General features: G+C 71.9%; 23 protein-coding genes. 11 read left to right on the forward strand and 12 right to left on the reverse strand.

The genetic code is table 11. The annotated features are described in order from the left end of the window. Window positions 1-29: 29 nt before the first annotated feature. Together ACIPTO_RS14695 and ACIPTO_RS14700 are read left to right on the forward strand one after the other, a co-directional pair. Window positions 30-1,487, forward strand: a complete 1,458-nt coding sequence (locus tag ACIPTO_RS14695) for an aldehyde dehydrogenase (RefSeq protein WP_401191774.1) — start codon at window positions 30-32, stop codon at window positions 1,485-1,487. A 5-nt stretch (window positions 1,488-1,492) separates the two neighbouring features. Next, window positions 1,493-1,732 carry a ferredoxin gene (locus ACIPTO_RS14700; protein ID WP_366314507.1) on the forward strand — a complete coding sequence of 80 codons (240 nt, stop codon included), beginning with the start codon at window positions 1,493-1,495 and terminating at the stop codon, window positions 1,730-1,732. 63 nt (window positions 1,733-1,795) lie between these two features. On the opposite strand, the gene ACIPTO_RS14705 is transcribed toward ACIPTO_RS14700, so the two are convergent. Then, window positions 1,796-4,906, reverse strand: a complete 3,111-nt coding sequence (locus ACIPTO_RS14705) for an AfsR/SARP family transcriptional regulator (protein WP_401191776.1) — start codon at window positions 4,904-4,906, stop codon at window positions 1,796-1,798. 346 nt (window positions 4,907-5,252) lie between these two features. Beyond that, window positions 5,253-5,900 carry a TetR family transcriptional regulator gene (locus tag ACIPTO_RS14710; RefSeq protein ID WP_366314067.1) on the reverse strand — a complete coding sequence of 216 codons (648 nt, stop codon included), beginning with the start codon at window positions 5,898-5,900 and terminating at the stop codon, window positions 5,253-5,255. Between the two features lie 210 nt (window positions 5,901-6,110). Here ACIPTO_RS14710 and ACIPTO_RS14715 point away from each other — a divergent pair, with 210 nt between their 5' ends. Genes ACIPTO_RS14715 through ACIPTO_RS14725 form a run of 3 tightly spaced genes read left to right on the forward strand, consistent with a single transcriptional unit; the run spans window position 6,111 to window position 9,288 of the window. Next, the gene (locus ACIPTO_RS14715; protein WP_401191778.1) at window positions 6,111-7,478 is read left to right on the forward strand and encodes a glycosyltransferase family 4 protein; all 1,368 of its coding nucleotides are present in this window, start codon (window positions 6,111-6,113) and stop codon (window positions 7,476-7,478) included. Then, window positions 7,472-8,206, forward strand: a complete 735-nt coding sequence (locus ACIPTO_RS14720; protein WP_401191781.1) for a class I SAM-dependent methyltransferase — start codon at window positions 7,472-7,474, stop codon at window positions 8,204-8,206. The genes ACIPTO_RS14715 and ACIPTO_RS14720 overlap by 7 nt, the downstream gene beginning before the upstream one ends. Continuing rightward, window positions 8,203-9,288 carry a prenyltransferase gene (locus tag ACIPTO_RS14725; RefSeq protein WP_401191784.1) on the forward strand — a complete coding sequence of 362 codons (1,086 nt, stop codon included), beginning with the start codon at window positions 8,203-8,205 and terminating at the stop codon, window positions 9,286-9,288. Before ACIPTO_RS14720 ends, ACIPTO_RS14725 begins: the two co-directional genes overlap by 4 nt. 145 nt (window positions 9,289-9,433) lie before the next feature. On the opposite strand, the gene ACIPTO_RS14730 is transcribed toward ACIPTO_RS14725, so the two are convergent. Beyond that, window positions 9,434-9,724 (reverse strand): hypothetical protein, encoded by a 291-nt coding sequence (locus ACIPTO_RS14730; protein WP_266768160.1) that lies wholly within the window; start codon window positions 9,722-9,724, stop codon window positions 9,434-9,436. 128 nt (window positions 9,725-9,852) lie between these two features. Here ACIPTO_RS14730 and ACIPTO_RS14735 point away from each other — a divergent pair, with 128 nt between their 5' ends. Further along, window positions 9,853-10,419 (forward strand): hypothetical protein, encoded by a 567-nt coding sequence (locus ACIPTO_RS14735; protein ID WP_366314075.1) that lies wholly within the window; start codon window positions 9,853-9,855, stop codon window positions 10,417-10,419. Between the two features lie 32 nt (window positions 10,420-10,451). On the opposite strand, the gene ACIPTO_RS14740 is transcribed toward ACIPTO_RS14735, so the two are convergent. From ACIPTO_RS14740 to ACIPTO_RS14750, 3 genes are all read right to left on the reverse strand, one after another. Then, window positions 10,452-11,456: an LLM class F420-dependent oxidoreductase gene (locus tag ACIPTO_RS14740; RefSeq protein ID WP_401191786.1), complete on the reverse strand. Its 1,005-nt coding sequence runs from the start codon at window positions 11,454-11,456 to the stop codon at window positions 10,452-10,454. A gap of 116 nt (window positions 11,457-11,572) precedes the next feature. Continuing rightward, a complete protein-coding gene (locus ACIPTO_RS14745) occupies window positions 11,573-12,331 on the reverse strand; it encodes a hypothetical protein (protein ID WP_401191788.1) in 759 nt (252 codons plus the stop codon). 119 nt (window positions 12,332-12,450) lie between these two features. Next, complete coding sequence (locus ACIPTO_RS14750) at window positions 12,451-13,374, reverse strand: N-acetylmuramoyl-L-alanine amidase (RefSeq protein WP_401191791.1); 924 nt, start codon at window positions 13,372-13,374, stop codon at window positions 12,451-12,453. A gap of 118 nt (window positions 13,375-13,492) precedes the next feature. Between ACIPTO_RS14750 and ACIPTO_RS14755 the strand changes: the two genes are divergently transcribed. After that, window positions 13,493-14,467 (forward strand): alpha/beta fold hydrolase, encoded by a 975-nt coding sequence (locus tag ACIPTO_RS14755; protein ID WP_401191793.1) that lies wholly within the window; start codon window positions 13,493-13,495, stop codon window positions 14,465-14,467. A 2-nt stretch (window positions 14,468-14,469) separates the two neighbouring features. Here the strand turns inward: ACIPTO_RS14755 and ACIPTO_RS14760 are convergent, their stop codons facing one another. Both ACIPTO_RS14760 and ACIPTO_RS14765 read right to left on the reverse strand, forming a co-directional pair. Then, window positions 14,470-15,120: a class I SAM-dependent methyltransferase gene (locus tag ACIPTO_RS14760; RefSeq protein ID WP_366314085.1), complete on the reverse strand. Its 651-nt coding sequence runs from the start codon at window positions 15,118-15,120 to the stop codon at window positions 14,470-14,472. A 99-nt stretch (window positions 15,121-15,219) separates the two neighbouring features. Then, on the reverse strand, window positions 15,220-16,953 hold the full coding sequence (locus tag ACIPTO_RS14765) for an MFS transporter (protein WP_366314087.1): 1,734 nt from the start codon (window positions 16,951-16,953) through the stop codon (window positions 15,220-15,222). 184 nt (window positions 16,954-17,137) lie between these two features. Between ACIPTO_RS14765 and ACIPTO_RS14770 the strand changes: the two genes are divergently transcribed. Further along, entirely contained in the window at window positions 17,138-18,352 is a 1,215-nt protein-coding gene (locus ACIPTO_RS14770) for a lipid-transfer protein (RefSeq protein WP_401191797.1), read from the forward strand. Window positions 18,353-18,487: 135 nt separating this feature from the next. Here the strand turns inward: ACIPTO_RS14770 and ACIPTO_RS14775 are convergent, their stop codons facing one another. Continuing rightward, entirely contained in the window at window positions 18,488-19,120 is a 633-nt protein-coding gene (locus ACIPTO_RS14775; protein ID WP_266776328.1) for a response regulator transcription factor, read from the reverse strand. A gap of 309 nt (window positions 19,121-19,429) precedes the next feature. Between ACIPTO_RS14775 and ACIPTO_RS14780 the strand changes: the two genes are divergently transcribed. Next, window positions 19,430-20,992: an alpha-L-arabinofuranosidase B gene (locus ACIPTO_RS14780; RefSeq protein ID WP_401191800.1), complete on the forward strand. Its 1,563-nt coding sequence runs from the start codon at window positions 19,430-19,432 to the stop codon at window positions 20,990-20,992. On the opposite strand, the gene ACIPTO_RS14785 is transcribed toward ACIPTO_RS14780, so the two are convergent. Genes ACIPTO_RS14785 through ACIPTO_RS14795 form a run of 3 tightly spaced genes read right to left on the reverse strand, consistent with a single transcriptional unit; the run spans window position 20,970 to window position 23,931 of the window. Then, window positions 20,970-22,250: a sensor histidine kinase gene (locus tag ACIPTO_RS14785; RefSeq protein WP_401191803.1), complete on the reverse strand. Its 1,281-nt coding sequence runs from the start codon at window positions 22,248-22,250 to the stop codon at window positions 20,970-20,972. The genes ACIPTO_RS14780 and ACIPTO_RS14785 overlap by 23 nt on opposite strands. 17 nt (window positions 22,251-22,267) lie before the next feature. Next, window positions 22,268-22,984 carry an ABC transporter permease gene (locus tag ACIPTO_RS14790; protein ID WP_401191806.1) on the reverse strand — a complete coding sequence of 239 codons (717 nt, stop codon included), beginning with the start codon at window positions 22,982-22,984 and terminating at the stop codon, window positions 22,268-22,270. Next, window positions 22,984-23,931 (reverse strand): ABC transporter ATP-binding protein, encoded by a 948-nt coding sequence (locus ACIPTO_RS14795; protein ID WP_401191808.1) that lies wholly within the window; start codon window positions 23,929-23,931, stop codon window positions 22,984-22,986. Before ACIPTO_RS14795 ends, ACIPTO_RS14790 begins: the two co-directional genes overlap by 1 nt. Before the next feature lie 255 nt (window positions 23,932-24,186). Here ACIPTO_RS14795 and ACIPTO_RS14800 point away from each other — a divergent pair, with 255 nt between their 5' ends. Further along, a complete protein-coding gene (locus tag ACIPTO_RS14800; RefSeq protein ID WP_401191811.1) occupies window positions 24,187-25,047 on the forward strand; it encodes a MaoC/PaaZ C-terminal domain-containing protein in 861 nt (286 codons plus the stop codon). Between the two features lie 29 nt (window positions 25,048-25,076). Continuing rightward, window positions 25,077-26,153, forward strand: a complete 1,077-nt coding sequence (locus ACIPTO_RS14805; RefSeq protein ID WP_366314099.1) for a Zn-dependent alcohol dehydrogenase — start codon at window positions 25,077-25,079, stop codon at window positions 26,151-26,153. Window positions 26,154-26,213 lie beyond the last annotated feature (60 nt).

Below are 26,213 nucleotides of genomic sequence, written 5' to 3' on the forward strand. Positions count from 1 at the left end.
AGACAGCGGTACCGGGGAGGCAATCGGCCATGACGGAGCTCGTGGAACACCGACAGCTGTTCATCGGCGGGGAGTTGACCGATCCGCTGGGCACGGACGTCATCGAGGTGATCTCCCCGCACAGCGAGGAGGTCATCGGACGCGTCCCGCACGCGTCGACCCAGGACGTGGACCGCGCGGTCGCCGTGGCCCGCAAGGCCTTCCACGAAGGGCCCTGGCCGCGCATGAGCCTCGACGAGCGGATCGCGGTCGTCACCCGCATCAAGGACGCGATCGCCGCCCGGTACGAGGAGATCGGCCGGGTCATCTCCTCCGAGAACGGCTCGCCGTACTCCTGGAGCATCCTCGGGCAGGCCCTCGGCGCGATGATGGTGTGGGACGCGGCGATCACCGTCGCGAAGGGCTTCACCTACGAGGAGCGGCGCGACGGCGTCCTCGGCGGGATCCTCGTCCGCCGGGAGCCGGTCGGGGTCGTGGCCGCCGTGGTCCCCTGGAACGTCCCGCAGTTCGTGGCCGCCGCGAAGCTCGCGCCGGCGCTGCTCACCGGCTGCACGGCGATCCTCAAGCCGTCGCCCGAATCGCCTCTGGACGCCTACCTGCTGGGCGAGATAGCGAAGGAGGCGGGGCTGCCGGAGGGGGTCCTGTCGATCCTCCCCGCCGACCGCGAGGTCAGCGAACACCTCGTCGGGCACCCCGGCGTCGACAAGGTCTCCTTCACCGGTTCCGTCGCGGCCGGCCGCCGTGTGATGGAGGTCGCCGCCCGTCATCTCACGCGCGTGACCCTGGAGTTGGGCGGCAAGTCGGCGGCGATCGTGCTGCCCGACGCGGACCTCGCCACCGCCGTCCCCGGCATCGTCTCGGCCGCCTGGATGAACAACGGCCAGGCCTGCGTCGCCCAGACCCGCATCCTCGTACCGCGCTCCCGCTACGACGAGTTCGCGGACGCGTTCGCGGCGGCGGCCAGTGCCCTCGTCGTCGGCGACCCGCTCGACCCGGCCACCCAGGTGGGCCCGCTGGTCGCCAGGCGCCAGCAGCAACGCAACCTCGACTACATCCGCATCGGCCAGGAGGAAGGCGCCAAGATCCTTACGGGCGGCGGCCGTCCACCCGGCCTCGACCACGGCTGGTACGTCGAGCCGACGCTCTTCGGCGACGTCGACAACTCCATGCGCATCGCCCGCGAGGAGATCTTCGGCCCCGTCATCTGCCTTCTCCCGTACGGCGACGAGACCGAGGCCGTGAAGATCGCCAACGACTCCGACTACGGCCTCAGCGGCAGCGTGTGGACCGGCGACGTCGCCCACGGCATCGACATCGCCCGCCAGGTCCGCACCGGCACCTACTCCGTGAACACCTTCAGCCTCGACATGCTCGGCCCCTTCGGCGGCTACAAGAACAGCGGCCTGGGGCGGGAGTTCGGGCCCGAGGGCTACTCCGAGTTCCTCGAACACAAGATGATCCACCTGCCCGCCGGCTGGGAGGGGTGAGCGCGATGGGGGCGGGCGACCGCTGGCAGATAGAGGTCGACCGCTCCCTCTGCATCGGCTCGGCCCAGTGCACCCACCAGGCCCCCGACCGCTTCCACCTCGACTCGGCCATGCAGTCCCACCCGGCCGCCCCCGAGTCCGACGCCAACGAGAGGATCCTCGCGGCGGCGGAGGGCTGCCCGGTGGAGGCCATCATGATCACGCTCCTGGGCAGCGGGGAGCCGGTGTTCCCACCCGAGGAATAGACGGCCCGCGCTCGAACGGTCCTGGTCTCGACACCGAACTCCGGGTCCGGTTCGGCCGGTTCTCTAGTTCGTCCGGTCCGGCCTGTCGGACGCGGCCGTCGCCCCGGTCAGCGTCTTCAGATGGTCCTTGACCGTGGTCGCCTCCGGCATGCCGTGCCGGTGGTAGAGGGCGAGGGCGCGTTCGTAGTGGTGGATCGCCGTGGGGAGGTCGGCCAGGGATTCGTGGGTCTCGGCCAACCCCGTGTGGGCCCGGGCCTGTTGGCCCGGGTTGCTGATGTCCTCGGCGATGGTGAGGGCCCGGGTGTGGTGGGTGAGGGCTTCGGTGGGGTGGGCGGTGGCCCGGGCCGCTTCGCCCAGGCCGTTGAGGGCCCTGGCCTCGCCGTCGCGGTCGCCGTTGCGGGAGTAGAGGGCGAGGGCCTGGCGGTGGCAGTCGGCGGCCTGCTCGGGGCGGTCGCGGCGGGAGTGGACGACACCCAGGCCGTGCAGGGCGCCCGCCTCGCCGTAGCTGTCGCCCACCTCCCGCAGGAGGGCCAGGGCCTGTTCCTGGTGGACGGCGGCCTCGTCCAGGCGGTCGAGGCGGGTCTCGACCGTGCCGAGGTCCATGAGCGCGTGCGCCTCCAGGTAACGGTTGCCGGTGCGGCGCAGCAGGGTCAGGCACTGGTGGAGGTGGTCGGCGGACTCGTCGTAGCGGCCCAACTGCCCCTCGACATGGGCGAGGTTCTTCAGCGCGATCGACTCGCCCGCGCCGTCACCGGTGCTCCGGTAGAGGGCCAGCGCCTGTTCCAGGTAGGCGACCGCCGTGCCGAAGCGGCCCAGGCGTTCGTCGACCAGGCCGAGGTTGGTCAGGGCGCGGGCCTGGCCCGTCGGGTCGCCGGCCCGGCGGAACAGGGTCAGGGCCTCCTGGAGGTGGTGGCGGGCCGGTTCGTGCCGGGCCAGCTGGTAGTGGGCCGTGCCGATGCCCAGGAGGGCGCGGGCCTCGCCCGCCGGGTCGTCGAGCAGCCGGGCGGCGTCGCGCGCGTGGCCGTGGATCGTGAGGCCGTCGGTGTGCTGGCCGCCGAGGAGGTGCCGGTACAGGGTCTGGGAGAGGCGGATCGCGCGGGCGGGGCGGCCGTGCGCGGCGGTGTGGGCGGACATCGCCGTCAGGCACGCGCGCTCCGCGGTCAGCCAGGCGCGGGCCGCGTCCGGGTCCGACAGGTCGGGTACGGGCGTCGAGGTGGTGGGCGCGGGCGGGCGTAAGTGGGCCTCGGCCGGGTGGAGTCGGTCCATGGCGGCGGCAGCGGTGGCGAGGTAGTGGTCGAACAGGCCGTCCAGCGCCGACGTGCGGGCCTCCGGTGTGTCCTGCGCGCTCGCGAGCCCGGCCGCGTAGGCGCGCAGGAGGTCGTGCATGCCGTAGCGGGCGGCGTCCACGCGCTGGACCAGGTGGGCGCGGGCCAGGACGTCGAGCGAGCGCCGCGCCTCCGCCGGAGTGGTGCCGGTGAGCGCCGCCGTGGCGTGCGCGTCCAGGTCGGGGCCCGGCTGGAGACCGAGCAGGCGGAACATCCGTGCCGCGTCCGCCGGGAGGTGCCGCAGCGACCAGGAGAACACGGTGACCACGGCGGCCCGGGGGTCGCCGTCCGCGTTCAGGAGAAACAACCGCTCCTGCTGGTCGGCGAGTTCGGCGACCAGGTCGGCCAGCGGAGTGCTGGGGCGGGCGGCGGCCAGTTCCGCGGCGACCCGGAGCGCCAGCGGGAGCCGGGCGCACTGCGCGGCGAGCGCGCCGACCGCGTCGGGCTCGGACTCGGCGCGGGGGCCGATGAGCCGCCGCAGCAGGGTGTGGGCGGCGTCGGCGGGCAGCAGGTCGAGGTCCAGCCGCTGAGCGCCCTCCCGCACGACCAGCCCGGCCAGGCTGTCGCGGCTGGTCACCAGCACCGCGCAGGAACCGGTGCCGGGCAGCAGCGGACGGACCTGCTCCACGGTGGCCGCGTTGTCGAGCACGATCAGCATGCGCCGGCCCGCGACCTCGGTGCGGTAGCGCGCCGCCCGGTCGTCCGGCTCCAGCGGGATGTCCTGCTCGGGCACTCCGAGCGCGGTCAGGAACCGGACCAGCGCGTCGGGGGCGGTCATCGGGCGTTCGGGGTCGTAGCCGCGCAGGTTGATGTACAACTGGCCGTCCGGGAAACGGTCCCGGGCCCGGTGCGCCCAGTGCACCGCCAGCGCCGTCTTGCCCACGCCCGCCGTCCCGGAGACCGCCGACACCACCACGGCGGACGGCTGCGGCCCGCTCGCGGCGAACACCTTCTCCAGCCGCGCGAGTTCGTCCTCGCGTCCGGTGAAACCGAAGGCGTCCAGCGGGAGTTGAGCGGGTACGACCCGGACGCGCTCGGTGCCGGTGCCGGTGCCGGTGCCGTGCGGCGGGCGCGGTGCGTTCTTCCCGGTCAGCAGGCCCTGGTGTTCCCGCCGGGCCTCCGCGCCCGGGGCGGTGCCGAGTTCGTCGGCCAGCCGCTTGCGGAGACCCGCGTAGCACTTGAGCGCCTCCGGGGTGCGCCCGGCCGCGTGCAGCGCCCGCATCAGCGCCACCGTGAGCGGCTCGACGAGCGGATGTTCGGCGACGAGGCCGGACAGCGTGTCGATCACCACGAGGTGCCCGCCGACCCGGAGTTCGGCGTCCGCCCAGGCGAGCACGGCGTCCACGTACTGGTGCAGCCAGCTCTCCCGGGTGCGGTCCGCCCACTCCCCGGGCAGCCCGGCCAGCGGTGTGCCCCGCCACAGGCCCATCGCCTCCCGCAGCGTCGACACCCGTACGGAGTCGGAGACTTCGGCCCGGCGCGCCCGCGCCACCAGGTCGCGGAAGCGGTGCGCGTCGACCAGGTCAGGGGCGATGTCGAGGCGGTAGCCCGCGGGGCCGCGCACCAGCACCGGCGCGGCGAGCGGGACTTCCCCGGAGCCTGCGGCGAGCCCCGCCCCCACCTCCCCGAGCACCCGCCGTATCCGGGCGACATGCGCGTACAGCGTGGCCCGCACCTGTGCCGGCGGATCCTCTCCCCACACCCGGTCGATCAGCGTCTCCGCCGGTACCCAGCGGCCCGCGTCCGCCAGCAGTGCCGCCAGGACCGTGCGCCGCTTGGCGGGCCCCAGCTCCACCGGACGGCCCGCCACCCACAACTCCACGGGCCCCAGCAGCCGAAATCCCGTCACGCAGCCCCCACCGTCCCGCCCCACCCGCTTCACTGACCCTCCACGGGCACCCAACCACCTGCCCACCAGCGGGACAAGGTTTACGCAAGGTCGTCGGCCACCTCCCTCCGGCACCTTGAGGGCAGCAACTCGCCCGTACCGCGCGCGACTTGCGGTCCGCGGTCGGCTGCTCCCTCGGGGGAGGGCAGCCGGCCGGCGGGCACCGTCGGGACGTCCGACAGGCCGTGCCTACCCGCCTGTCTCCGGCGTCCGACGCACAGACCGTGGCGCGCTGTGCGACCGTCCGGAACCGGGCGCCGGCATGTCGCCACGGCGTGAGCGGCCGGTTGCCCCCGCGGCCGGCCGCTCACGCGCCTCCGTGGGCGCCCCGCTCCTCGCGGTCCGGGTCGGTCAGGTCGATCAGGCGGCACACCGTCTCGATGTCGATCTTCACCTGGGCGATGGACGCGCGGCCCGAGAGCCAGGTGATCAGCGCCGAGTGCCAGGTGTGCTCGATCACGCGGACCGCCGAGAGCTGCTCCGGGGTCGGGTCGTCCAGGCCCATCGCGTCCAGGATGATCACCGTGGTCTGCCGGGACACCTGGTCGACCTCGGGCGAGACGCTGCGGTCGGCGAAGGTGAGCGCGCGGACCATCGCGTCCGCGAGATGCGGCTCGCGCTGGAGCGCCCGGAACGCCCGCATCAGGGTCTCCGCGACCCGCTCCGCCGCGCTCTCGCCGCCCGGCGGCTTCTTCCGCAGCGTGCCGTGCATGTGCTCCAACTGGTCCTGCATCGTGGCCACCAGGAGATGCACCTTGGACGGGAAGTACCGGTAGAGCGTGCCGAGCGCCACCTGCGAGGACTCCGCGACCTCCCGCATCTGCACCGCGTCGAAACCGCCCCGGCTCGCCAGCTGCGCGCTCGCGTGCAGGATGCGGCGCCGACGGGCCTCCTGCCGCTCGGTGAGGGGCGGCGAGGTCCGCACGGTGGCTTCGGGCTTGGCTTGCGCTGGCATGGCTCCCGTTCCGTGACTGTCGGTGAGGGCGGGTGATCGGACCGATCATGGCAGGGTGTCGGCCGTGGTGTGAATCACCTGATCCACTTCTCACAGCGCCCGTACCGGCCGGTAGATTCAGAACCTCCTGGACGATCAAGTCTGAAACTTGTTCTAGATTAGCGTCCCGGCGTAATCTCGCGGGACAGTGCAGGGAGAAGGGGGCTCAGAGTGACCGCTGAGGCCAGTCAGGCGGGTCCCCAGGAGGATCCGGCAACCGACGGCGAGCGACCGCTCCGTATCGCACTCCTCACCTATAAGGGGAACCCGTTCTGCGGCGGGCAGGGCGTCTACGTACGCCACCTCTCCCGCGAGCTGGCCCGCCTCGGGCACCGCGTCGAGGTGATCGGCTCCCAGCCCTATCCGGTCCTCGACGAGGGCTACGAGGGCATATCCCTCACCGAACTGCCCTCGCTCGACCTCTACCGCTCCCCGGACCCCTTCCGCACCCCGAAGCGCGACGAGTACCGGGACTGGATCGACGCCGTCGAGGTCGGCACGATGTGGACCGGCGGCTTTCCCGAGCCCCTCACGTTCTCGCTCCGCGCCCGCCGCCATCTCCGGGCCCGGCGCGGTGAGTTCGACGTCGTGCACGACAACCAGACCCTGGGCTACGGCTTGTTGGGGGACGTCGGCGCGCCGCTCGTCACCACGATCCACCACCCCATCACCGTGGACCGGCAGTTGGAGCTGGACGCGGCCGAGAACCGGCGGCAGCGGATGTCCAAGCGCCGCTGGTACGCGTTCACGCGGATGCAGAAGCGCGTCGCCCGCCGGCTGCCCTCCGTGCTCACCGTCTCCGGCACCTCGCGGCAGGAGATCATCGACCACCTCGGCGTCCGCGACGACCGTATCCACGTCGTCCACATCGGTGCCGACACCGACCTGTTCGCCCCCGACGCGTCCGTCCCGCAGGTGCCGGGGCGGATCGTCACCACGTCCAGCGCGGACGTCCCCCTCAAGGGCCTCGTGTTCCTGGTCGAGGCGCTGGCGAAGGTCCGCACCGAACACCCCGACGCGCACCTGATCGTCGTGGGGAAGCGTCCGACGGAGGGCCCCGTCGCCCAGGCCGTCGAGCGCTACGGCCTCGAAGGCGCCGTCGACTTCGTCAAGGGCATCACCGACGCCGAACTGGTCGACCTGGTCCGCTCGGCGGAGGTCGCCTGCGTGCCGTCGCTGTACGAGGGCTTCTCGCTCCCGGCGGCGGAGGCGATGGCCACCGGGACGCCGCTCGTCGCGACGACGGGCGGGGCGATCCCGGAGGTCGCCGGGCCCGACGGCGAGACCTGCCTGGCGGTGCCGCCGGGCGACCCGGGCGCACTCGCGACCGCCCTGAGCCGCCTGCTGGCCGACCCGGTGCTCCGGGTCCGGCTCGGCGCGGCGGGCCGCGAACGCGTCCTGGCCCGCTTCACCTGGGCGAAGGCGGCCGAAGGCACGGTGGCCCGCTATCGCGCGGCGATGCCCGGCCGTACGGCTTCACCCTCCTCGTCTCCGAACAGTGTCACCGGTGTCTATCCCGAAAGCAGGGCCACGTGCTGACCGTCGACTTCTCCCGGTTCCCGCTCGCCCCCGGCGACCGTGTCCTGGACCTCGGATGCGGTGCCGGGCGGCACGCGTTCGAGTGCTACCGGCGAGGGGCACAGGTCGTCGCCCTCGACCGGAACGCCGAGGAGATCCGCGAGGTCGCCACGTGGTTCGCGGCGATGAAGGAGGCCGGCGAGGCCCCCGCCGGGGCCACCGCCACCGCGATGGAGGGCGACGCGCTCCGACTTCCCTTCCCCGACGAGTCGTTCGACGTCGTGATCATCTCCGAGGTGATGGAGCACATACCGGACGACAAGGGCGTCCTCGCCGAGATGGTCCGGGTGCTCAAGCCCGGCGGGCGCATCGCCATCACCGTGCCGCGCTACGGCCCCGAGAAGGTCTGCTGGGCCCTGTCCGACGCCTACCACGAGGTCGAGGGCGGCCACATCCGCATCTACAAGGCGGACGAACTCCTCGCCAGGATCCGCGAGGCGGGCCTGAAGCCGTACGGCACCCACCACGCGCACGCGCTGCACTCGCCGTACTGGTGGCTGAAGTGCGCGTTCGGCGTGGACAACGACAAGGCGCTGCCGGTGCAGGCGTACCACAAGCTCCTGGTCTGGGACATCATGAAGAAACCGCTCGTGACCCGGATCGCCGAACAGGCGCTGAACCCGCTGATGGGCAAGAGCTTCGTGGCCTACGCGACCAAGCCGCACCTCCCCCTGGCGGAAGCCAAGTGACCACTCCCCGGACAGAGCATCTCGTCCTGCCCGGGGTCCTCACCGCGGAGCAGGCCGCCGCGACCGTCGCGGGCATCCTCGCCGTGCAGCGGGAGGACGGGGCGATTCCGTGGTTCCGGGGGCATCACCTCGATCCGTGGGACCACACCGAGGCGGCGATGGCGCTCGACGCGGCCGGCGAGCACGCGGCGGCGGAGCGGGCGTACGACTGGCTCGCGCGACACCAGAACGAGGACGGGTCGTGGTTCGCGGCCTACGCCGACGGCGATCCGGGTGACGTCACCGACCGGGGGCGGGAGACCAACTTCGTCGCCTACATAGCGGTCGGCGTGTGGCACCACTACCTCACCACCGGCGACGACACGTTCCTCGACCGGCTGTGGCCCCATGTCTTCGCCGCGGTCGAGTTCGTGCTGCGGCTTCAGCAGCCGGGCGGGCAGATCGGGTGGAAGCGCGAAGACGACGGTGACGACGGTGATGGCGGCACGGACACGGCGGACGCGCTGCTGACCGGGTCGTCCTCGATCCACCAGGCGTTGCGGTGCGCGCTCGCCATCGCCGAGCAGCGCGAAGAGCCGCAGCCGGACTGGGAGTTGGCGGTCGGAGCGCTGCGCCACGCGATCCGTCGGCATCCCGAACGGTTCCTGGACAAGGACCGGTACTCGATGGACTGGTACTACCCGGTCCTCGGCGGGGCGTTGACCGGTGCGGAGGCCAAGTCCCGGCTGGAGGAGGGCTGGAGCCGGTTCGTCGTGCCGGGGCTCGGGGTGCGGTGCGTGGTCCCGAATCCCTGGGTGACCGGCGGGGAGTCGGCCGAACTCGCGCTCGCGCTGTGGGCGTTGGGGGAGTCCGACCGGGCGCTGGAGATCCTTCAGTCCATCCGGCATCTGCGTGACGCGGAGAGCGGGCTGTACTGGACCGGCTACGTCTTCGACGACGACGCGGTGTGGCCGCGGGAGTTGACCACGTGGACCGCGGGGTCGCTGCTGCTCGCCGTGGCGGCGCTGGGTGGGCATGACGCGACCTGTGCGGTGTTCAGCGCGGAACGTCTGCCGTGGGGGCTGGATCCGGATTGTTGTTGAGTGCCGGTCGGTGGGCGCTGGTCGCGCCCACGCGGCGGAGCCGCACACCGACTCGGCCCCGCGCCCCTGAAGCACCGGCGTTTCAAGGGGCGCGGGGAACCGCGCGACCAGCCACCGCGCCGCCGCGGGCGACGGGCGGCGATGGTCAGCGGGAGACCCGGTTGGCGATCGCGTGGCCGATGAAGAGGTACACCACCGCTGCCAGGCCGTAGCCGCAGACGACCCTCGCCCAGGCCTCGTCGAAGGTGAACAGGTCGCGGGACCAGCCGGCGAGCCAGTTGGCCGAACGGTGGACGAACTGCACGAGGTCGTTCGCGCGGTTGGCGTCCAACAGGTACATCAGAATCCAGAGGGCCAGAATGAGGGCCATGATGTCGGCGATGATCACTATGACGTTGCCGACTGAATTCGAACCGCGTCTGTAGTAGGGGGACATGCCAAGCGGATTGCCGCAACCGACCGGATGAAACCCGAACGGCTTCCCCCGGGTGGCGCGGCGGGCGGAACCGGGTGAGGCTGCCGGGGTAAGGACACCCACTCGGGGAGAACACCCCGGAGGACCCCGTGCCCGTACCGATACGGCGCCTCTTCGTGGCGCTCACCCTGTGCTGCGCCCTGCTCGCCGGCGCCACCGCCTGCGGCAGCGCGACCACGGACGCCACCCAGGACACCGCGGCCGTCGTGGCCGCCGCCACGCCGAGTCCCAGCACCTCCGCCCAGCGGCAGAAGCTGGCCAAGACCCGCTTCGTCGCCAACGCGAGCCTCGCCGCGGGCGCCACCTACCAGTGGATCGTGAAGCCCTGGAAGGCGGGCAAGTTCAAGAAGGGCGCGAGCGGACGCAGGTTCGCGCTCGTCAAGGCGGGCCTCGCGGGCGCCTTCGCGTACAACCGGCTCAAGGCCGCCAAGCGCAACGCCGAGGGCGACCCCACGCTGTCCAAGGCGCTCGCGCCACTGACCGCGGGCATCGACTCGCTCAAGGACCTGCCGTCCAAGCTCCGCAAGGGCGACTCGACCGACTCCACGGCCAGTTCGTTCGACGACATCATCAACAAGGTCAAGGACGCGGGCAAGAGCGCCGGCGCCGAGGTGACCGACAAGGTGCCGTCCGCGGGCCAGCTCGCCGGCGGGTGAACGCCCTCCGGCGCGCGGGAGCCGAGCCGCTCCTAGGAGTTCAGCTCGGCCAGTACCCGTAGCGTGTGCGGGTCGGGCGCAAGGGCCAGGAGATCCGTCACCGGGCCCTTGCGCCACAACTCCAGGCGTTCCGCGATGCGTTCACGCGGTCCGACGAGCGAGATCTCGTCGGCGAACGCGTCCGGCACGGCGAGCACGGCCTCCTCGCGACGCCCGGCGAGGAACAGCTCCTGTATCCGCCGGGCCTCCTGCTCGTACCCCATGCGGGCCATCAGGTCGGCGTGGAAGTTCCGGGCCGCGTGACCCATCCCGCCGATGTAGAAGCCGAGCATCATCTTCACCGGGAGCAGGCCCTCGGCCACGTCGTCGCAGACCTTCACCTGGGCCATGGGCGCCACCAGGAAGCCGTCCCGGAACGTGGTCGTGCCGTAGACCTCGGGGCGGCTCGGCGACCAGTACAGCGGCAGCCACCCGTCCGCCATCGCCGCCGTCTGCGCCACGTTCTTCGGACCCTCCGCGCCGAGCAGCACCGGCAGGTCCGGACGGAGCGGATGCGTGATGGACTTGAGGGCCTTGCCGAGTCCGGTGCCGTCCGCGCCGCGATACGGGTGCGCGTGGAACCGCCCGTCCGTCTCGACCGGCGCCTCCCGCCGCAGCACCTGCCGTACGACCTCGACGTACTCCCGGGTCGCGGTCAGCGGCGAGGCGGGGAACGGCCGCCCGTACCACCCCTCCACCACCTGCGGCCCCGACAGCCCGAGCCCGAGCAGCACGCGCCCGCCGGAGAGATGGTCGAGGGTGAGCGCGTGCATCGCCGTGGTGGTCGGGGAGCGGGCCGCCATCTGCGCAACGGCCGTACCCAGCTTGATCGTCGACGTCTGCGCCGCGATCCAGGTCAGAGGGGTGAAGGCGTCGGAGCCCCACGACTCGGCCGTCCACACGGAGTCGTATCCCAGCCGCTCGGCCTCACGGGCCAGCGGCAGATGGTCGGCGGAGGGCCCGCGCCCCCAGTACCCGAGTGCGAGACCGAGCCGCATGTCGCCTCCAGAGCAAAGGATGTGACGGTCCGTCAGAAGCGCGTCGGACGGCTGCGACTGTACGACAACGGCCCCCCGCCCGGAAGGGCGAGGGGCCGCGGGAGACGGCGCGGGGCTCAGCCGCGCTGGATCCCCGAGGTGTCCTGAAGGACGCCACGACGGCCGTCCTGCGTCTGCGCGACCAGGGCCTGACCGCGCTGCTCGACGGCCAAGTACCAGGTGCCCGGCGCGAGTTCGGCGATCGGCGACGACGAACCGTCCTCCGCGAACAGCGGACGGGCCACCGGCACGGCGAACCAGAACGGCGAGAAGTCCCCGGCCGGAGCGGGCGCCGGCTGCGGCTGCCCGAACGCCTGCGCGGCCTGCGCCTGCTGCGGCGGAGTGCCGTACGAGGGCTGCGGCGCACCCGGACCGGCGGGACCGGCGCCCGGGTAGCCGTAACCACCGGGCGGCTGGGCGCCGTAGGGCTGCGGGGCGGCCGGCTGGGGGGCCGGGACGAGGGCGGCCTGGAGCGGCGGGAGCAGCGGGGTGGCGATGGCGCCGCCGGCCAGGACGAGGGAGGCGATGAAACCGAGGATGAGACCGCCACCGGCGCTGAGGCCGTCCGGGACGTCCACCAGGGTCCAGAACAGGGCCCAGACCACCAGGACCGCGAACGCGACGCCCGCCTGGCCGAGTTCGAGGCCCGCGATCTTCCGCGGCTGCGGCAGCAGGCGGTTGACGACGATCAGGGCGGCAGCGATGACCCCACCGATGTAGAGGCCCAGGCCGTCGCCGAGGTAGTCCCAGGCGGTCGGAGCGTTGCTGTAACCGGTCGCGGTGTAGAAGCTGAGAAACGACGCGATGAAGAGCAATACCGCTGCTCCGATCACCACGCCGTCGCCTCGTGTGAGGGAGCGGATATTCACTTCAGGTCCTTCGTAGGTCGTCTCGTCGTCGGTAGACCCTATCGTCCACCCTGTCAGGGTGTCCGCCCGGATCAGCCCACTGATCGTTACCCGCGCAGGAAACTCACGATTCCCTCAGAGATTCCCTGCGCCGCCTTCTGTCGCCAGGCGCTGTTCGTCAGTAGTGCGGCATCCTTGCTATCGCGCATGTTGCCGCACTCGATGAATACCTTGGGAACCGTTGACAGATTGAGACCGCCCAGGTCCTTACGCGTGACGAGACCGGTGCCTTCGCCGATGTAATTGGAGAACGGTTCGCCCGTCGCGCGACGGTAGTCGCCCGCGATGCCCCGGCCGAGGGCGGCGGAGGGGCCGACGATGGCGCGGGTGTCGGCGGAGCCCGCGTGCACGGAGCCCGGCAGGATCACATGGAAGCCGCGGTCGCCGACCGGTGCGCCGTCCGCGTGGATGGAGATCGCCGCGTCCGCGTGCGCGTCGTTCCCGATCCGGGCCCGCTGGTCCACGCACGGTCCCCAGGCGGGGGAGTCGCCGTCGTGCGTCAACGTCACCGTGACGCCCTGCCGTTCGAGCAGCGTCTTCAGCCGGTGCGACACGTCCATCGTGAACTGGGCTTCCGCGTACCCCGCGTTGGTCGACGTCCCGGTCGTGTCGCACTCCTTCCAGTTCGTGCCGATGTCCACCTTGCGGTTGATCTCGGCGGAGTGCTGGAAGTTGGTGACGTTGTGCCCGGGGTCGATGACGACGACCTTGCCCTTGAGGGGACTCGGCCCCGGCGGCTTGTCGTCGTTGGACGCGGTGCCCGAGGGGGAGAGGGCCGCACCGGCCGGGGCGGAGGCGGAGGACGTGCTGCCCGCCGCACGGCCCGAGCTGTCGCCCGGGGCGCCGACGGCCTCGTACACGAACCATCCGATCAGGGCTCCCGGGACCAGCGCGGCCAGCGCCACGGTCAGGGGCCCCCGGCGGGGACGGCGGGGCTGTGGGGGATCGAAGTCCGGACCTACGTACGACACGGAGCCACCCTAGCCGCCTCGCCGGGCGGGTTTGCCGAACCGGCAACAGGAGTCGCGCGCGTCCCCGCCCCCGTCCGACGATCGAGGGACCAGCCCCCGACCCGGAGGACGCAAGACGATGCTCAAGGACGTCACACACCGGCTCGTGCCCGGCCCCGCCGGCCGCATCCACCTCGCCGAACAGGGCACCGGCCCGCTGGTCCTGCTGGTGCACGGCTTCCCGGAGTCCTGGTACTCGTGGCGCCACCAGCTTCCCGCCCTCGCCGCGGCCGGCCACCGCGCGGTGGCCGTGGACGTGCGGGGCTACGGCCGCTCGTCACGGCCGGACGACGTGTCGGCGTACCGCATGCTCGACCTCGTGGAGGACGCCGTCGCGGTCGTCCACGCGCTGGGCGAGCGGTCCGCGGCGATCGTCGGCCACGACTGGGGCGCGGGCATCGCCGCCCACTCCGCCCTCCTGCGCCCCGACGTCTTCCACGCCGTCGGACTGCTGAGCGTCCCCTACACCCCGCGCGGCGGACCGCGGCCCGGCGAGATCTTCGCGGGAATGGGCGGGGACGAGGAGTTCTACGTCTCCTACTTCCAGGAGCCCGGCCGGGCGGAGGCGGAGATCGAACCGGACGTACGGGGCTGGCTCGCCGGTTTCTACGCCGCGTTCTCCGCCGACACGATGCCCGCACCCGGCGCCCCCGACCCGCACTTCGTCGGCCGGGGCGACGGCGGAACCCTCCGCGACCGCTTCCCGGCGACGACACCCGCCTGGCTGGGCACGGACGAACTCGACGTCTACGCCGGGGAGTTCGAGCGCACGGGCCTGACCGCCGCGCTCAACCGCTACCGCAACATGGACCGCGACTGGGAGGACCTGGCGGCCCACGACGGCGCACCCGTCACCCAGCCGTCCCTGTTCCTCGGCGGTTCCCTGGACGCCTCCACCACCTGGCTCTCCGACGCCATCGCCGCGTACCCGACGACCCTGCCCGGCCTGCGCGGCTCGCACATCCTGGAGGGCTGCGGCCACTGGATCCAGCAGGAACGCCCGGCGGAGGTCAACCAGCACCTCACCGACTGGCTGGCCGGACTGCCCGGCTGACCTCAGACACCGCTGCCGGTGCGGCGCAGGACCCGCAGCGAGCCGCTCACCGACACCTCCGTGAACGCGCCGGACTCCAGCGCCCGCAGATACACCCGGTACGGCGCCTGCCCGGTGAACTCGTCCACCGGGTCCGGGAACACGTCATGGATGACCAGCAGCCCGCCCTCGGCGACATGGGGCGCCCAGCCCTCGTAGTCCCCGTTCGCGTGCTCGTCGGTGTGGCCGCCGTCGATGAAGACGAGGGCGAGGGGGGTGCCCCAGATCCGCGCGATCTGGGGCGAGCGCCCGACGAGGGCCACCACGTGCTCCTCCAGCCCCGCCCGGTGCAGCGTGCGCCGGAACGTCGGCAGCGTGTCCATCAGCCCGATCTCCGGGTCGACGGTCTCCGGGTCGTGGTACTCCCACCCCGGCTGCTGCTCCTCGCTGCCCCGGTGATGATCCAGGGTGAGCGCGGTGACACCGGCCTCACGGGCCGCGTCGGCGAGGAGGATCGTGGACCGGCCGCAGTACGTCCCGACCTCGAGAAGGGGAAGACCGAGGCGTCCGGCCTCCACGGCGGCGGCGTGCAGGGCGAGCCCCTCGTCGACCGGCATGAATCCCCTGGCCGCCTCGAACGCGGCGAGGACGGCGGGCTTGGGCGCCGGTGACATGGGGTTCCTCTCGGCAGGGGTGCGCTGGGCAGGTGCGGGTGAGGGGCGCGGGGAACCGTACGACCGGCTCCCACGCACCCGCACCCGACAACCTACCGACTACGCGCTGACCGTCTCGCCGGGCAGAGCGAGATCCAGGTCCACCGGGATCTCCTGCCCACCGTGCGTCGCGGACGAGGCGAGCGGCCCGTGTCCCACCGCCCGCGCGGCCACCACGTACGCGCCCTGAGCGGGCACGGCGAGCACGTAACTCCCGTCCTCGGAGGACAACGTCGCCCCCGCCTGCCGCCCCCGCCGGTCGATCAGCGTGACCTTGGCGCGGGCGACAGGAACGCCGTCCGCACTCAGCACCCGCCCCCGGAACCCCCGGAGAGCCTCCTCGGCCCGCTCCAGGTTCGCCTCCTCCTCACTGCTGAAGTTCAACTGAGGCGCCCGGTTCGGCTTCGGGAGGAACAGCGCCATCAGCAGACCGACGGCCACCGCGGCCGTCGCGATCAGGAACGACACGCGGAACCCGTGCATGGTCGGGACGGCGACCCCGCCCACGTGGTGCGCGGTGTTCGCCAGCACCATGCCGATCACCGCGCTGGAGACGGACGTACCGATGGACCGCATCAGGGTGTTGAGGCCGTTGGCCGCTCCGGTCTCGGAGGCGGGCACGGCGCCGACGATCAACGCGGGCAGCGACGAGTACGCGAGCCCGATCCCCGCGCCGAGAACGACGGCGATGACCAGGGACTGCCAGGCCGCGCTCATCAGGCCGAGCCCGGCGCCGTAGCCGACACCGATGATCAGCATGCCGAGGATCAGGGTGACCTTCGGCCCGTACTTCGCCGACAGACGGGCGTAGACGGGGGCCGTGAACATCATCGTCAGACCGAGCGGCGCGACCAGCAGACCGGCGCTGACCATCGACTGCCCGAGACCGTAGCCCGTGGACTTCGGCAGCTGGAGGAGCTGCGGCAGCACGAGGGAGACGACGTAGAAGGAGACACCGACCATGATCGAGGCGAGGTTGGTGAAGAGGACCGCCGGGCGGGCGGTGGTGCGCAGGTCGACCAGCGGCGCCTTCAGACGCAGCTCCATCACGCCCCACAGCAGCAGGACGACGGCCGCCGCGGCGAACAGTCCGAGGGTGGTGCCGGAGGTCCAGCCCCAGTCGCTGCCCTTGGTGATGGGCAGGAGGAAGAGGACCAGGCCCGCGGAGAGACCGATCGCGCCGAGCACGTCGAAGGTGCCCTCGGCGCGCATGGGGGATTCCGGTACGACGAGGAGGGTGAGGCCGATCGCGAGGACACCGAGGCCGGCGGCGCCGTAGAAGAGGGCGTGCCAGTCGGCGTGCTGGGCGACCAGGGCGGCCAGCGGCAGCGCGAGACCGCCGCCGACGCCGATCGAGGAACTCATCAGCGCCATCGCCGAGCCGAGCTTCTCGCGGGGCAGCATGTCGCGCATCAGGCCGATGCCGAGGGGTATCGCGCCCATCGCGAAGCCTTGCAGCGCACGGCCCGCGATCATCGTGAGCAGATCGCTGGTGAGGGCGCTGACCAGTGCGCCCGCGACCATCACGGCCAGGCTGGTGATCAGCATCCGGCGCTTGCCGTAGAGGTCGCCGAGGCGGCCCATGATCGGCGTGGCGACGGCTCCGGAGAGAAGAGTCGAGGTCAGGACCCAGGTGGCGTTGCTGGGCTCGGTGCTCAGCAGCTGCGGCAGGTCCTTGATGACCGGGACGAGCAGGGTCTGCATCACCGCGACAACGATGCCCGCGAAGGCGAGCACCGGCACGACGGCGCCGGACGGCCTCCGTGCGGGCTGGTCGGTCGACGTGTGCGTCATGGAGTAGGGCCTCCAGGCCGTAAGGGTGGGGTGATCCGTGCGGGATAAGTGCACGGTAAACCTCGTATGCACGGGCAACTATTCCGATGCTTCGGCGTACTAACGAATCCTTGACCGTCCCATGGATATCTGACATGCCGTCAGGTCTGGTCTTTCAGTGGAACGTGTTCTAACCTCGCCCGCCATGAAGGCCTATGTCGCAGGCGTCGGGATGACCAGGTTCGAGAAGCCAGAGACCCGGGAGTGGCAGTACTGGGACATGGTGCGGGAGGCCGGGAACACCGCCCTCGCGGACGCCGGGATCTCCTACACGGACGTGGAACAGGTTCCTGTCGGCTACTGCTTCCAGCCCTCCACCGCCGGCCAGCGCGCCGCGTATGAGCTAGGTCTCACCGGCATCCCCGTCTACAACGTCAACAACAACTGCGCCACCGGCTCGACCGCCCTGATGCTCGCCCGGCAACTGGTCGAGGGCGGGGCCGCGGACTGCGTCCTCGCGCTGGGCTTCGAGAAGATGAAGCGGGGCTCGCTCGGCGGCGGAGCGGACGGCGGCGACTTCGCCACGTCCCCCGTCGCCCGGCACTACGGCGTCATGGCCGCCCGCCACGGCTTCGAGGCGACCCCGCCCACCGCCCAGATCTTCGGCGACGCGGCCCGCGAGCACATGGAGCGGCACGGCACGACCGAGGCACAGCTCGCCGCCGTCGCCGCGAAGAACCACCGGCACTCCGCGCACAATCCGTACGCCCAGTTCCGTGACGTGTACGACGTCGACGACATCCTTGCGGCGCGGACGGTGCACCGGCCGCTGACGAAGCTGCAGTGCTCGCCGACGTCGGACGGAGCGGCCGCGGCGGTCGTGGTGTCGGAGCGGTTCGCGGCGGAACGGGGACTGGGGGCGGCCCCCGGCGCGGGTCCGCTCGTCGAGATCGCCGCCCAGGCGATGACCACCGACACGGAGGAGTCCTTCGCGTCCGGTTCGTGCATCGACGTCGTCGGGCAGCCCATGTCCCGGGCCGCGGCCCGCCAGGTCTACGAACGGTCGGGACTCGGCATCGAGGACGTGGACGTCGTGGAACTCCACGACTGCTTCTCGGTCAACGAACTGCTGACCTACGAGGCGCTCGGCATGTGCGCGCCGGGGGAGTCCGGGAAGCTCGTCGAGTCCGGGGCCACCACGTACGGCGGGCGGTGGGTCGTGAACCCGTCCGGCGGACTGATCTCCAAGGGGCATCCGCTGGGCGCCACCGGGATCGCCCAGGTCGCCGAGCTGGTCTGGCAGTTGAGGGGGACCGCGGGGGAGCGGCAGGTGCCGGGGGCCGAGGTCGGGCTCGCCCACAACATCGGACTGGGCGGGGCGGCCGTGGTGACGCTGTTGCGGGCGGCCGTCCGACGGTGACGAAGCCCTCCGCGGCCATGAGGGAATCCTGCCGGTCGGGCGGAAGGAGCCTTCACGGGCTTGAGGGTGGCGGGCGTCCGCGGAGCGCCGGGACACCGGGCCGGCCCACGCTTCCTGGCGGAGGCGGCCCAGGACCTACAGCCAGCCCTGTTGGCGGGCCTCCCGCATGGCCTCCATGCGGTTGCGGGTTCCTGTCTTGCCGATCGCCGACGAGAGGTAGTTGCGGACCGTCGACTCGGAGAGGTGGAGCTGCGTCGCGATGTCGGAGACCGTCGCGCCGTCCACCGAGGCCTTGAGGACGTCGCACTCGCGGGCGGTGAGCGGGTTCGGGCCGGCGCTCAGCGCGGCGGCGGCCAGGGCCGGGTCGATGACCGTCTCACCGGTCAGGACCCGCCGGATCGCGGCAGCCAGGTCCTCCACGGGACCGTCCTTCACCAGGAAGCCCGCCGCGCCCGCCTCCATCGCCCGGCGCAGATAGCCGGGGCGGCCGAAGGTCGTGAGGATCAACACCCGGCAGTCGGGGGCCTGTTCGCGGAGTTCGGCGGCGGCGTCGAGGCCGCTCATGCCGGGGAGTTCGATGTCGAGGAGGGCGACGTCGGGGCGGTGGGTCAGGGCGGCGTCCACGATCGTGTCACCCCGGCCGACCTGCGCGACGACCTCCAGGTCCGCCTCCATGCCGAGCAGCAGGGCGAGCGCGCCGCGCATCATGCCCTGGTCCTCGGCGAGCAGCACTCTGACGGACTTGGCGGGCCGGTGGTCCCGGGGCATCTCATCCACGGGGCAAGGGTAAGGCCCGCGGCGGTTGTCAAAGACTCTTCATTGTTCGCGTCCGTGAGTCTTGACGGTCCCCGGCCGCGGGCAAACAATCGCCTCGGCATTCCGCAATCGCTTTGGAATTCCTCGCACCGGGCTGTTTCCGGAAACCTTTCGACAATCTTTCGACGGTTCGACATTTCGATCGCGAATGGGTTCGGTATGTCGATCGAACGACGTTCGGCATTTCGACCAGCCACTCCCATCCGCCCCCCACCCGACCCCTCACCCGTCCCGCCCACCCCCACTGGAATGAGGTGCACCGTGTTCACGCGATTCCTCCGCACCCGGCCGCGCCGGCTGAGAAACGCCGCCCTCGCCGCCCTGTCCGCGCTCGTCACCGTCCTCGCGCTGGCCGTCGGCGTGCCGCAGGCGTCGGCCGCCGGGTCGCTGCCCTGCGACATCTACGCCACCGCCGGCACCCCGTGCGTCGCCGCGCACAGTCTCGTCCGGGCGCTCTACTCGTCGTACAACGGCTCGCTGTACCAGGTGCAGCGGGCCTCCGACAGCGCCACCGCCAACATCGGCCTGCTGACGGCCGGGGGGTACGCCAACGCGGCGGCGCAGGACGCGTTCTGTTCGGGCACGACGTGCATCATCACGAAGATCTACGACCAGTCCGCGCGCCACAACGACCTCACGGTCGAGGGCGCGGGCGGGGCCGGCGCGGCCGATGTCGGGGCGCCCGCGGACGCGCTGCCGGTGACGGTCGGCGGGCACCAGGTCTACGGCCTGGAGATCTCGGCCGGCATGGGCTACCGGGACAACGCGACCTCGGGCGTGGCCACCAACGGCGCCGCCGAGGGGATGTACATGGTGACGTCCGGCACGCACGTCAACGGCAGCTGCTGCTTCGACTACGGCAACGCGGAGACGAACAACAAGGACACCGGCAACGGCCACATGGACGCGATCAACTTCGGTACGGAGTGCTGGTTCTCGCCCTGCTACGGCGGCGGCCCCTGGGTGCAGGCCGACCTGGAGAACGGGCTGTTCCAGTCGGACTCCGGGTACAGCAAGAACACCGCGAACACCGGCACCGGAGCGATGCCGTTCGTCACCGCTTTGCTGAAAAACAACGGTCAGGACCATTTCGCACTGAAATACGGAAACGCGCAGTCGGGGAGTCTCACGACCACCTATTCCGGGGGTGAACCCACCACGAACGGTTACTCGCCCATGCATCAGGAGGGCGCGATCGTCCTCGGCACCGGCGGGGACAACAGCAACGGCTCCATCGGCTCGTTCTTCGAGGGCGTCATGACCGCCGGCATCCCGACCGACGCGGCCGACAACTCCGTACAGGCGAACATCGTGTCCGTCGGCTACGGCGGCTCGACCGGCACCACCGGGACGCTCGCGGCCGGTTCGGAGATCTCGCTGCGGGCCACCACCGCGTGCTGCACCGCCGACTACATCCGCCACCAGAACAACGCGGCGGTCCTCTCGGCCATCACGTCGAGCAGCGCGGCGCTCGACAAGGGCGACGCCACCTGGATCGTCCGCCGGGGACTCGCCGACAGCTCCTGCTACTCGTTCGAGTCGCGGAACTATCCCGGCGACTTCCTGCGCCACTACAACTACCAGCTCTACCGCCAACCCATGGTCGGCACCGCCCAGTTCAGACAGGACGCCACCTTCTGCGCCTCGACCGGGAAGAGCGGCACGGGCACCTCGTTCGCGTCGTACAACTACCCGACCAGGTATCTCCGGCACTACGACTACACCGTCTACATCGCGAGCGACGGCGGCTCGAACGCCTTCGACAGCGCCACCTCGTGGACGGACGACGTGAGTTGGGCCGTCACGGCTCCCTGGGCGCCGTAGTCACGAAGGAGGACGTCAACTCCGCTGTCTCCACCGGGAGTTCGGCGGTGACCGTGAAACCGCCGCGCGGCGACGGGCCGGCTCGCAGGGAGCCGCCCGCCGTCGCGAGGCGTTCGGTGAGGCCCTTGAGGCCGGTTCCGCCGATGCCCTCGGCGGAGTCGGCCGCCGGGGCGTCCCCGGTGCCCGGCCCGTCGTCCGCGACCGTCAGCCGCACCCGGTCCAGGATGCCGTCGACCGTGATCTCGCAGCGCGTCGCGCCGCTGTGCCGAACGGCGTTGGTGACCGCCTCGCGGACCACCCAGCCGAGCAGGGCCTCGTTCTGCGGGGTCAGCGGCGGGCCCGACTGGCGGACCACCGGGTCGATGTCGGCGGCGGTCAGGGCGGAGCGGGCGCGGTCCAGCTCGGTGGCGAGGCTGCCCTCGCGGTAGCCGGTGACGGCCTCGCGGATCTCGGTGAGCGCCTGCCGGCCCACGGCCTCGATGTCGGTGATCTGGCCGAGCGCGGCGTCCATGTCCCGGGGCGCGAGCCGCCGGGCCGCCTCCGACTTCACCACGATCACCGAGAGGGTGTGGCCGAGCAGGTCGTGCAGGTCGCGGGAGAACCGCATCCGTTCCTTCTCGACCGCGCGGCGCGCCAACTCCTCGCGTGCCGCGCGCAGTTCGCGTACCGCCTCGGAGAGGGAGAGGATCGCCGCGGTCACCATCGTGGACAGGAACGTGCCGTACGCGATGTTGATGGCGTCCGTGCCCGCCCGGACACCGGAGACGGCACCCGCCAGCGCGGCCAGCGCGATGCCGGTCCTGCCGAGCCACGGGCCGCGCAGCACGGCACCGGTGGCGAGGCCGAGCAGCGGGAAGAAGTACAGCCAGCTGCCGCCGTAGCCCGCGGCGAGACCGCAGGTGATCACGCACATCACGCCGAGCGCGACCCGGGTCGAGACCGCCTCGCGCGTGACCTTCACGAAGGCGCGGAACACGACGTAGATGTAGAGGGAGTTGAAGGCGAGCAGGCCCAGGGCGCCGATCCAGGGGTTGGCGGTCTTGCCCTGGAGGAGGTTGGAGAAGGAGCCCATCCCCATCAGCAGCCACGGCAGCAGCGCGAAGCCGGTGGGCGGCGGACCGGGCTGGTCGGGCATCTTCCCGCCGGATCTGCGGGCCTCCTTCTCGGCGGCCTTGTACCGCTCCATGTCGGCCTTCCAGTCGGCCCGCGCCGTCCGCCAGGCGCGCAGCTGGTGGGTGATCCCTCGTGTCCAGCGCATCCGTCCCGCTCCCCCGGTCACACGGTCCGCCCGGTCCGGCGGTACGCCAGGACAGCGTACGAACCGAACGCGAGCAGCCAAGCCGTCAGTACCACGATCGCGCCGAGTGCCGGGGCGTGCCCGTCGGCGACGGAGGTGCCGAGCTGGGCGAAGCGGTTGGTGGGGGTGTACGTCGAGATCGCGCGCAGCCAGCCGGGGAACAGACTGATCGGGAACCACAGGCCGCCGACCACCGCGAGCCCCATGGTGCAGGCCATGTTCGCGACCCCGGTGGTCTGGGAGGTGAGCCCGTAACCGTTGCCCAGGCCGAGCAGGGTGAAGGGGATCGAGCCGAGCCACAGCAGCAGCGCGATCGCCGCCCACTGCCAGGCGTCGAGCCGTACGCCGTTCACCAGGCCGCCCGCCGCGAGCACCGCGACGATCGCGGGCAGCACCGTCACCGAACCGGTCAGCGCGCGGCCGACGACGACCTGCCGCGGGGTCATCGGGGTCACCCGCAACTGCCGCAGCCAGCCGATCGCCCGGTCCTCGGCGACCCCGCCGCCGGTGTTGAGGGCGGAGCCGACGGCACCGTAGGCGGCCATGCCGACCATCGCCGTGGCCTTGTAGCCGCTGTCGTCGCCGCCGAGGTTCGTGAAGAGCAGGTACATCATCACCGGCATCGCGATCCCGCCGATGACGAAACCGGCGTCGCGCAGGGTCCGGCGTACTTCGAGCCGCAGGTAGTCGAACATCACACCGTCTCCAGTTCCGATCCGAGTTCATGGGACGTCAGCGTCAGGAACGCGTCGTCGAGGGAGGCCGGGGTGACCTCAAGGCCGCGGATCGCGTCGCGGGCGGCGAGGGCGATCACGGTCGCGTCCGAGTCGTCGGTGCGCAGCAGCGCGCGGTCGCCGCGCACTTCGAGGGACCGGACGCCGGGCAGCAGGGCCAGGTCGTCGGTGGCGCGGCCGGCCAGGTCGAAGGAGACGAGGCTGCCGCCCGCCGCCCGCTTGAGCTGCTCGCCGGTGCCGTCCGCGACGATCCGGCCGCGGTCGATGACGACGATCCGGTCGGCGTGCGCGTCCGCCTCCTCCAGGTAGTGCGTGGAGAACAGCACGGTGTGCCCGCGCCGGGCGTACGCCCGCATCGACCGCCAGAACGCGTGCCGCGCCTCCACGTCCAGCGCCGCGGTCGGCTCGTCGAGGACGAGCAGCGACGGGTTCCCGGCCAGCGCCACGGCGAACCGCACGCGCTGCGTCTGGCCGCCCGACAGCCGGTCCACCCGCCGTCCCGCCAGGTCGCCGATCCCGGCCAGCTCCAGCGCCCGCGCCACCGGCATCGGCGCCGGATAGCGCCGGGCGACGAAACCCACCAGCTCGCCCACGGTGACCCGGGGCACCGCCCGCGCCTCCTGGAGCATCGCCCCGACCAGGCCGTCGCGTACGGCCGACTCCGGTGCGGCGCCGAAGAGTTCGACCGTGCCGGCGTCGGGCGCGTTCAGCCCGAGCAGCAGGGAGATCGTCGTCGACTTGCCCGCGCCGTTGCGGCCCAGCAGCGCGACCGTCTCGCCGCGCCCGATCTCCAGGTCCACCCCGTCCACGGCCCGTACCGCGCCGAAGGTCTTGACCGCCCCCGTGAACGACACGGCCCGCTCGGTTCGGTCCACCGTCCCGCCCGCTGCCCCACCTGTCTGTGTCATGGCTACGACGCTACGGATCCGCCGCCCTCGCCCGGCAGATGCGCATGTACGGACTCGGGCAGGACAAATGTCCCGGGCCGCGGCGCCGACACTCACCTGACGCACCGTCAGGAGCCTTCACAAGTGCGGGACGCTCGGCTATACAGAAGGGCGCCGGACTGGAACGCGTTCTAGGTCGGCCCGTGACGACCTCGGTGCGGCCGACGGTGCGGACGGCCGCACCGGGGTCTTCCGCCACCACTGAACAGGAGCCCCATGCCGATCGACGCCGCCAAGGCACTCGCCGCCGAACCCCGCTCGGGAGAGATCTCCTGGAACACCAAGGACGTGCAGCTCTACCACCTCGGCCTCGGCGCGGGCATCCCCGCGACCGACCCCGACGAGCTGCGCTACACCCTGGAGTCCCGGCTGCACGTCCTGCCGAGCTTCGCCACCGTCGCGGGCAACGGCTCGCCCGGCGTCATCAGCGGCCTGTCCATGCCCGGCATCGAGGTCGACCTCGCCAGCGTCCTGCACGGCGCTCAGTCCCTGCGCCTGCACCGCCCGATCCCGGCCACGTCCACCGCGACCAGCACCGGGCGCATCGCCGCCGTGTACGACAAGGGCAAGGCGGCCGTCCTCGTCATGCGCACCGAAGTCGCCGACGCCGACGGCCCGTTGTGGACCGGCGACGCGCAGATCTTCCTGCGGGGAGAGGGCGGCTTCGGCGGCGACCGCGGCCCCTCCGCCCGCCTCGAACCCCCGACGGGCGAACCCGACAAGATGGTCGAGCGCCCCATCCGCGAGGACCAGGCCCTCCTCTACCGCCTCTCCGGCGACTGGAACCCGCTGCACGCCGACCCCGAGTTCGCGAAGACCGCCGGCTTCGACCGGCCCATCCTGCACGGCCTGTGCACCTACGGCATGACGCTCAAGGCGGTCGTCGACACCCTGCTCGACGGCGACGTGACCCGGGTGCGCTCCTACGACACGCGGTTCGTCGGGGTCGTGTTCCCCGGCGAGACGCTGCGGATCCGCATGTGGCGGCAGGGCGAGGCCGCCGTGCGGGTGGCGGTGAGCGCCGTGGAGCGGGACGACGCTCCCGTCCTCGCCGACACGATCGTCGAACACTCCTGAACCAGGCCGGACTTGAGGGGAGCCGCACCATGCGCGCAGCCGTACTGCACGAGATAGGCCAGGACAAGCTGGAAGTCCTCGACGACGTCGAGTCGACGGGGTTCGGACCGGGCAGGGTCAGGATCCGGGTGCGCGCCACGGGGCTGTGCCACTCGGACCTGTCCGCGATGGCCGGCGTACTGCCACAGCCCGCCCCCTTCGTCCCCGGGCACGAAGGCGCCGGGGAGATCCTCGAAGTCGGCGAAGGCGTCACCCACGTGAAGCCCGGTGACCGGGTCGTCGTCTGCTGGCTGCCCGCCTGCGGCGCGTGTCCCGCGTGCAAGCGCGGCCAGACCCAGCTGTGCCTGGCCGGGTTCATGAACGCGGGCACCCCCAACTTCAAGCGCCCCGGCGGTGACGTCTTCGGCTTCGCGGGCACCGGCACCTTCGCCGAGGAGGTCGTCGTCGACGCGGGTTGCGCCGTCCCGATCCCCGACGACGTGCCCTTCGACATCGCCGCCCTCATCGGCTGCGGCGTCACCACCGGACTCGGCGCCGCCCTCAACACCGCTGACGTGGAAGCCGGTTCGTCGGTCGCCGTGATCGGCTGCGGGGGCGTCGGCATCTCCGCGATCCAGGGCGCCCGGCTCAAGGGCGCCGCCGAGATCGTCGCCGTCGACCCGGTCGCCTCGCGCCGCGAGTCCGCGCTCACGTTCGGTGCCACGAAGGCGATCTCGCCGGACGAACTGCCCGACGCCAAGCAACAGGTCACCGGCGGCGAGGGGTTCGACTACGTCTTCGAGGTCGTCGGCCGCTCCGCCACCGCCCGCACCGCCTACGAGAACACCCGCCGCGGCGGCACCCTCGTCGTCGTCGGCGCGGGCGCGCTGGACGACCACCTCCAACTCAGCATGTTCGAGCTGTTCTTCGACGAGAAGCGCATCCTGCCCTCGATGTACGGCGGGGGAGACGTGCTGCGTTCCTACGAGCGCACGATCGCCCTGTGGCGCGCGGGCCGGGTCGACCTGGAGAGCCTGATCACCCACCGCGTCCCGCTGGCCGACATCAACGAGGCCCTCGACCAGATGCGCCAGGGGACGGCCCTGCGCACGTGCATCGAGATCTGAGCCCAGGGACCCGACACCCGGGACCCGCCACCCGTGATCCGCGAGCCGGGATCCGAAGGC

It is taken from the genome of Streptomyces sp. NPDC090083 (genome assembly GCF_044747445.1).
In the GTDB taxonomy this organism is placed as follows: Bacteria; Actinomycetota; Actinomycetes; order Streptomycetales; family Streptomycetaceae; genus Streptomyces.

What these genes read in the sequence shown, in the direction of transcription:
- ACIPTO_RS14800 (WP_401191811.1), top strand. Translation starts at nt 24,187, where the DNA reads ATGCCGATCGACGCCGCCAAGGCACTCGCCGCCGAACCCCGCTCGGGA.
- ACIPTO_RS14695 (WP_401191774.1), top strand. Translation starts at nt 30, where the DNA reads ATGACGGAGCTCGTGGAACACCGACAGCTGTTCATCGGCGGGGAGTTG.
- ACIPTO_RS14730 (WP_266768160.1), bottom strand. Translation starts at nt 9,724, where the DNA reads ATGTCCCCCTACTACAGACGCGGTTCGAATTCAGTCGGCAACGTCATA.
- ACIPTO_RS14770 (WP_401191797.1), top strand. Translation starts at nt 17,138, where the DNA reads ATGAAGGCCTATGTCGCAGGCGTCGGGATGACCAGGTTCGAGAAGCCA.
- ACIPTO_RS14785 (WP_401191803.1), bottom strand. Translation starts at nt 22,250, where the DNA reads ATGCGCTGGACACGAGGGATCACCCACCAGCTGCGCGCCTGGCGGACG.
- ACIPTO_RS14765 (WP_366314087.1), bottom strand. Translation starts at nt 16,953, where the DNA reads ATGACGCACACGTCGACCGACCAGCCCGCACGGAGGCCGTCCGGCGCC.
- ACIPTO_RS14755 (WP_401191793.1), top strand. Translation starts at nt 13,493, where the DNA reads ATGCTCAAGGACGTCACACACCGGCTCGTGCCCGGCCCCGCCGGCCGC.
- ACIPTO_RS14790 (WP_401191806.1), bottom strand. Translation starts at nt 22,984, where the DNA reads ATGTTCGACTACCTGCGGCTCGAAGTACGCCGGACCCTGCGCGACGCC.
- ACIPTO_RS14795 (WP_401191808.1), bottom strand. Translation starts at nt 23,931, where the DNA reads ATGACACAGACAGGTGGGGCAGCGGGCGGGACGGTGGACCGAACCGAG.
- ACIPTO_RS14760 (WP_366314085.1), bottom strand. Translation starts at nt 15,120, where the DNA reads ATGTCACCGGCGCCCAAGCCCGCCGTCCTCGCCGCGTTCGAGGCGGCC.
- ACIPTO_RS14710 (WP_366314067.1), bottom strand. Translation starts at nt 5,900, where the DNA reads ATGCCAGCGCAAGCCAAGCCCGAAGCCACCGTGCGGACCTCGCCGCCC.
- ACIPTO_RS14805 (WP_366314099.1), top strand. Translation starts at nt 25,077, where the DNA reads ATGCGCGCAGCCGTACTGCACGAGATAGGCCAGGACAAGCTGGAAGTC.
- ACIPTO_RS14740 (WP_401191786.1), bottom strand. Translation starts at nt 11,456, where the DNA reads ATGCGGCTCGGTCTCGCACTCGGGTACTGGGGGCGCGGGCCCTCCGCC.
- ACIPTO_RS14775 (WP_266776328.1), bottom strand. Translation starts at nt 19,120, where the DNA reads ATGCCCCGGGACCACCGGCCCGCCAAGTCCGTCAGAGTGCTGCTCGCC.
- ACIPTO_RS14700 (WP_366314507.1), top strand. Translation starts at nt 1,493, where the DNA reads ATGGGGGCGGGCGACCGCTGGCAGATAGAGGTCGACCGCTCCCTCTGC.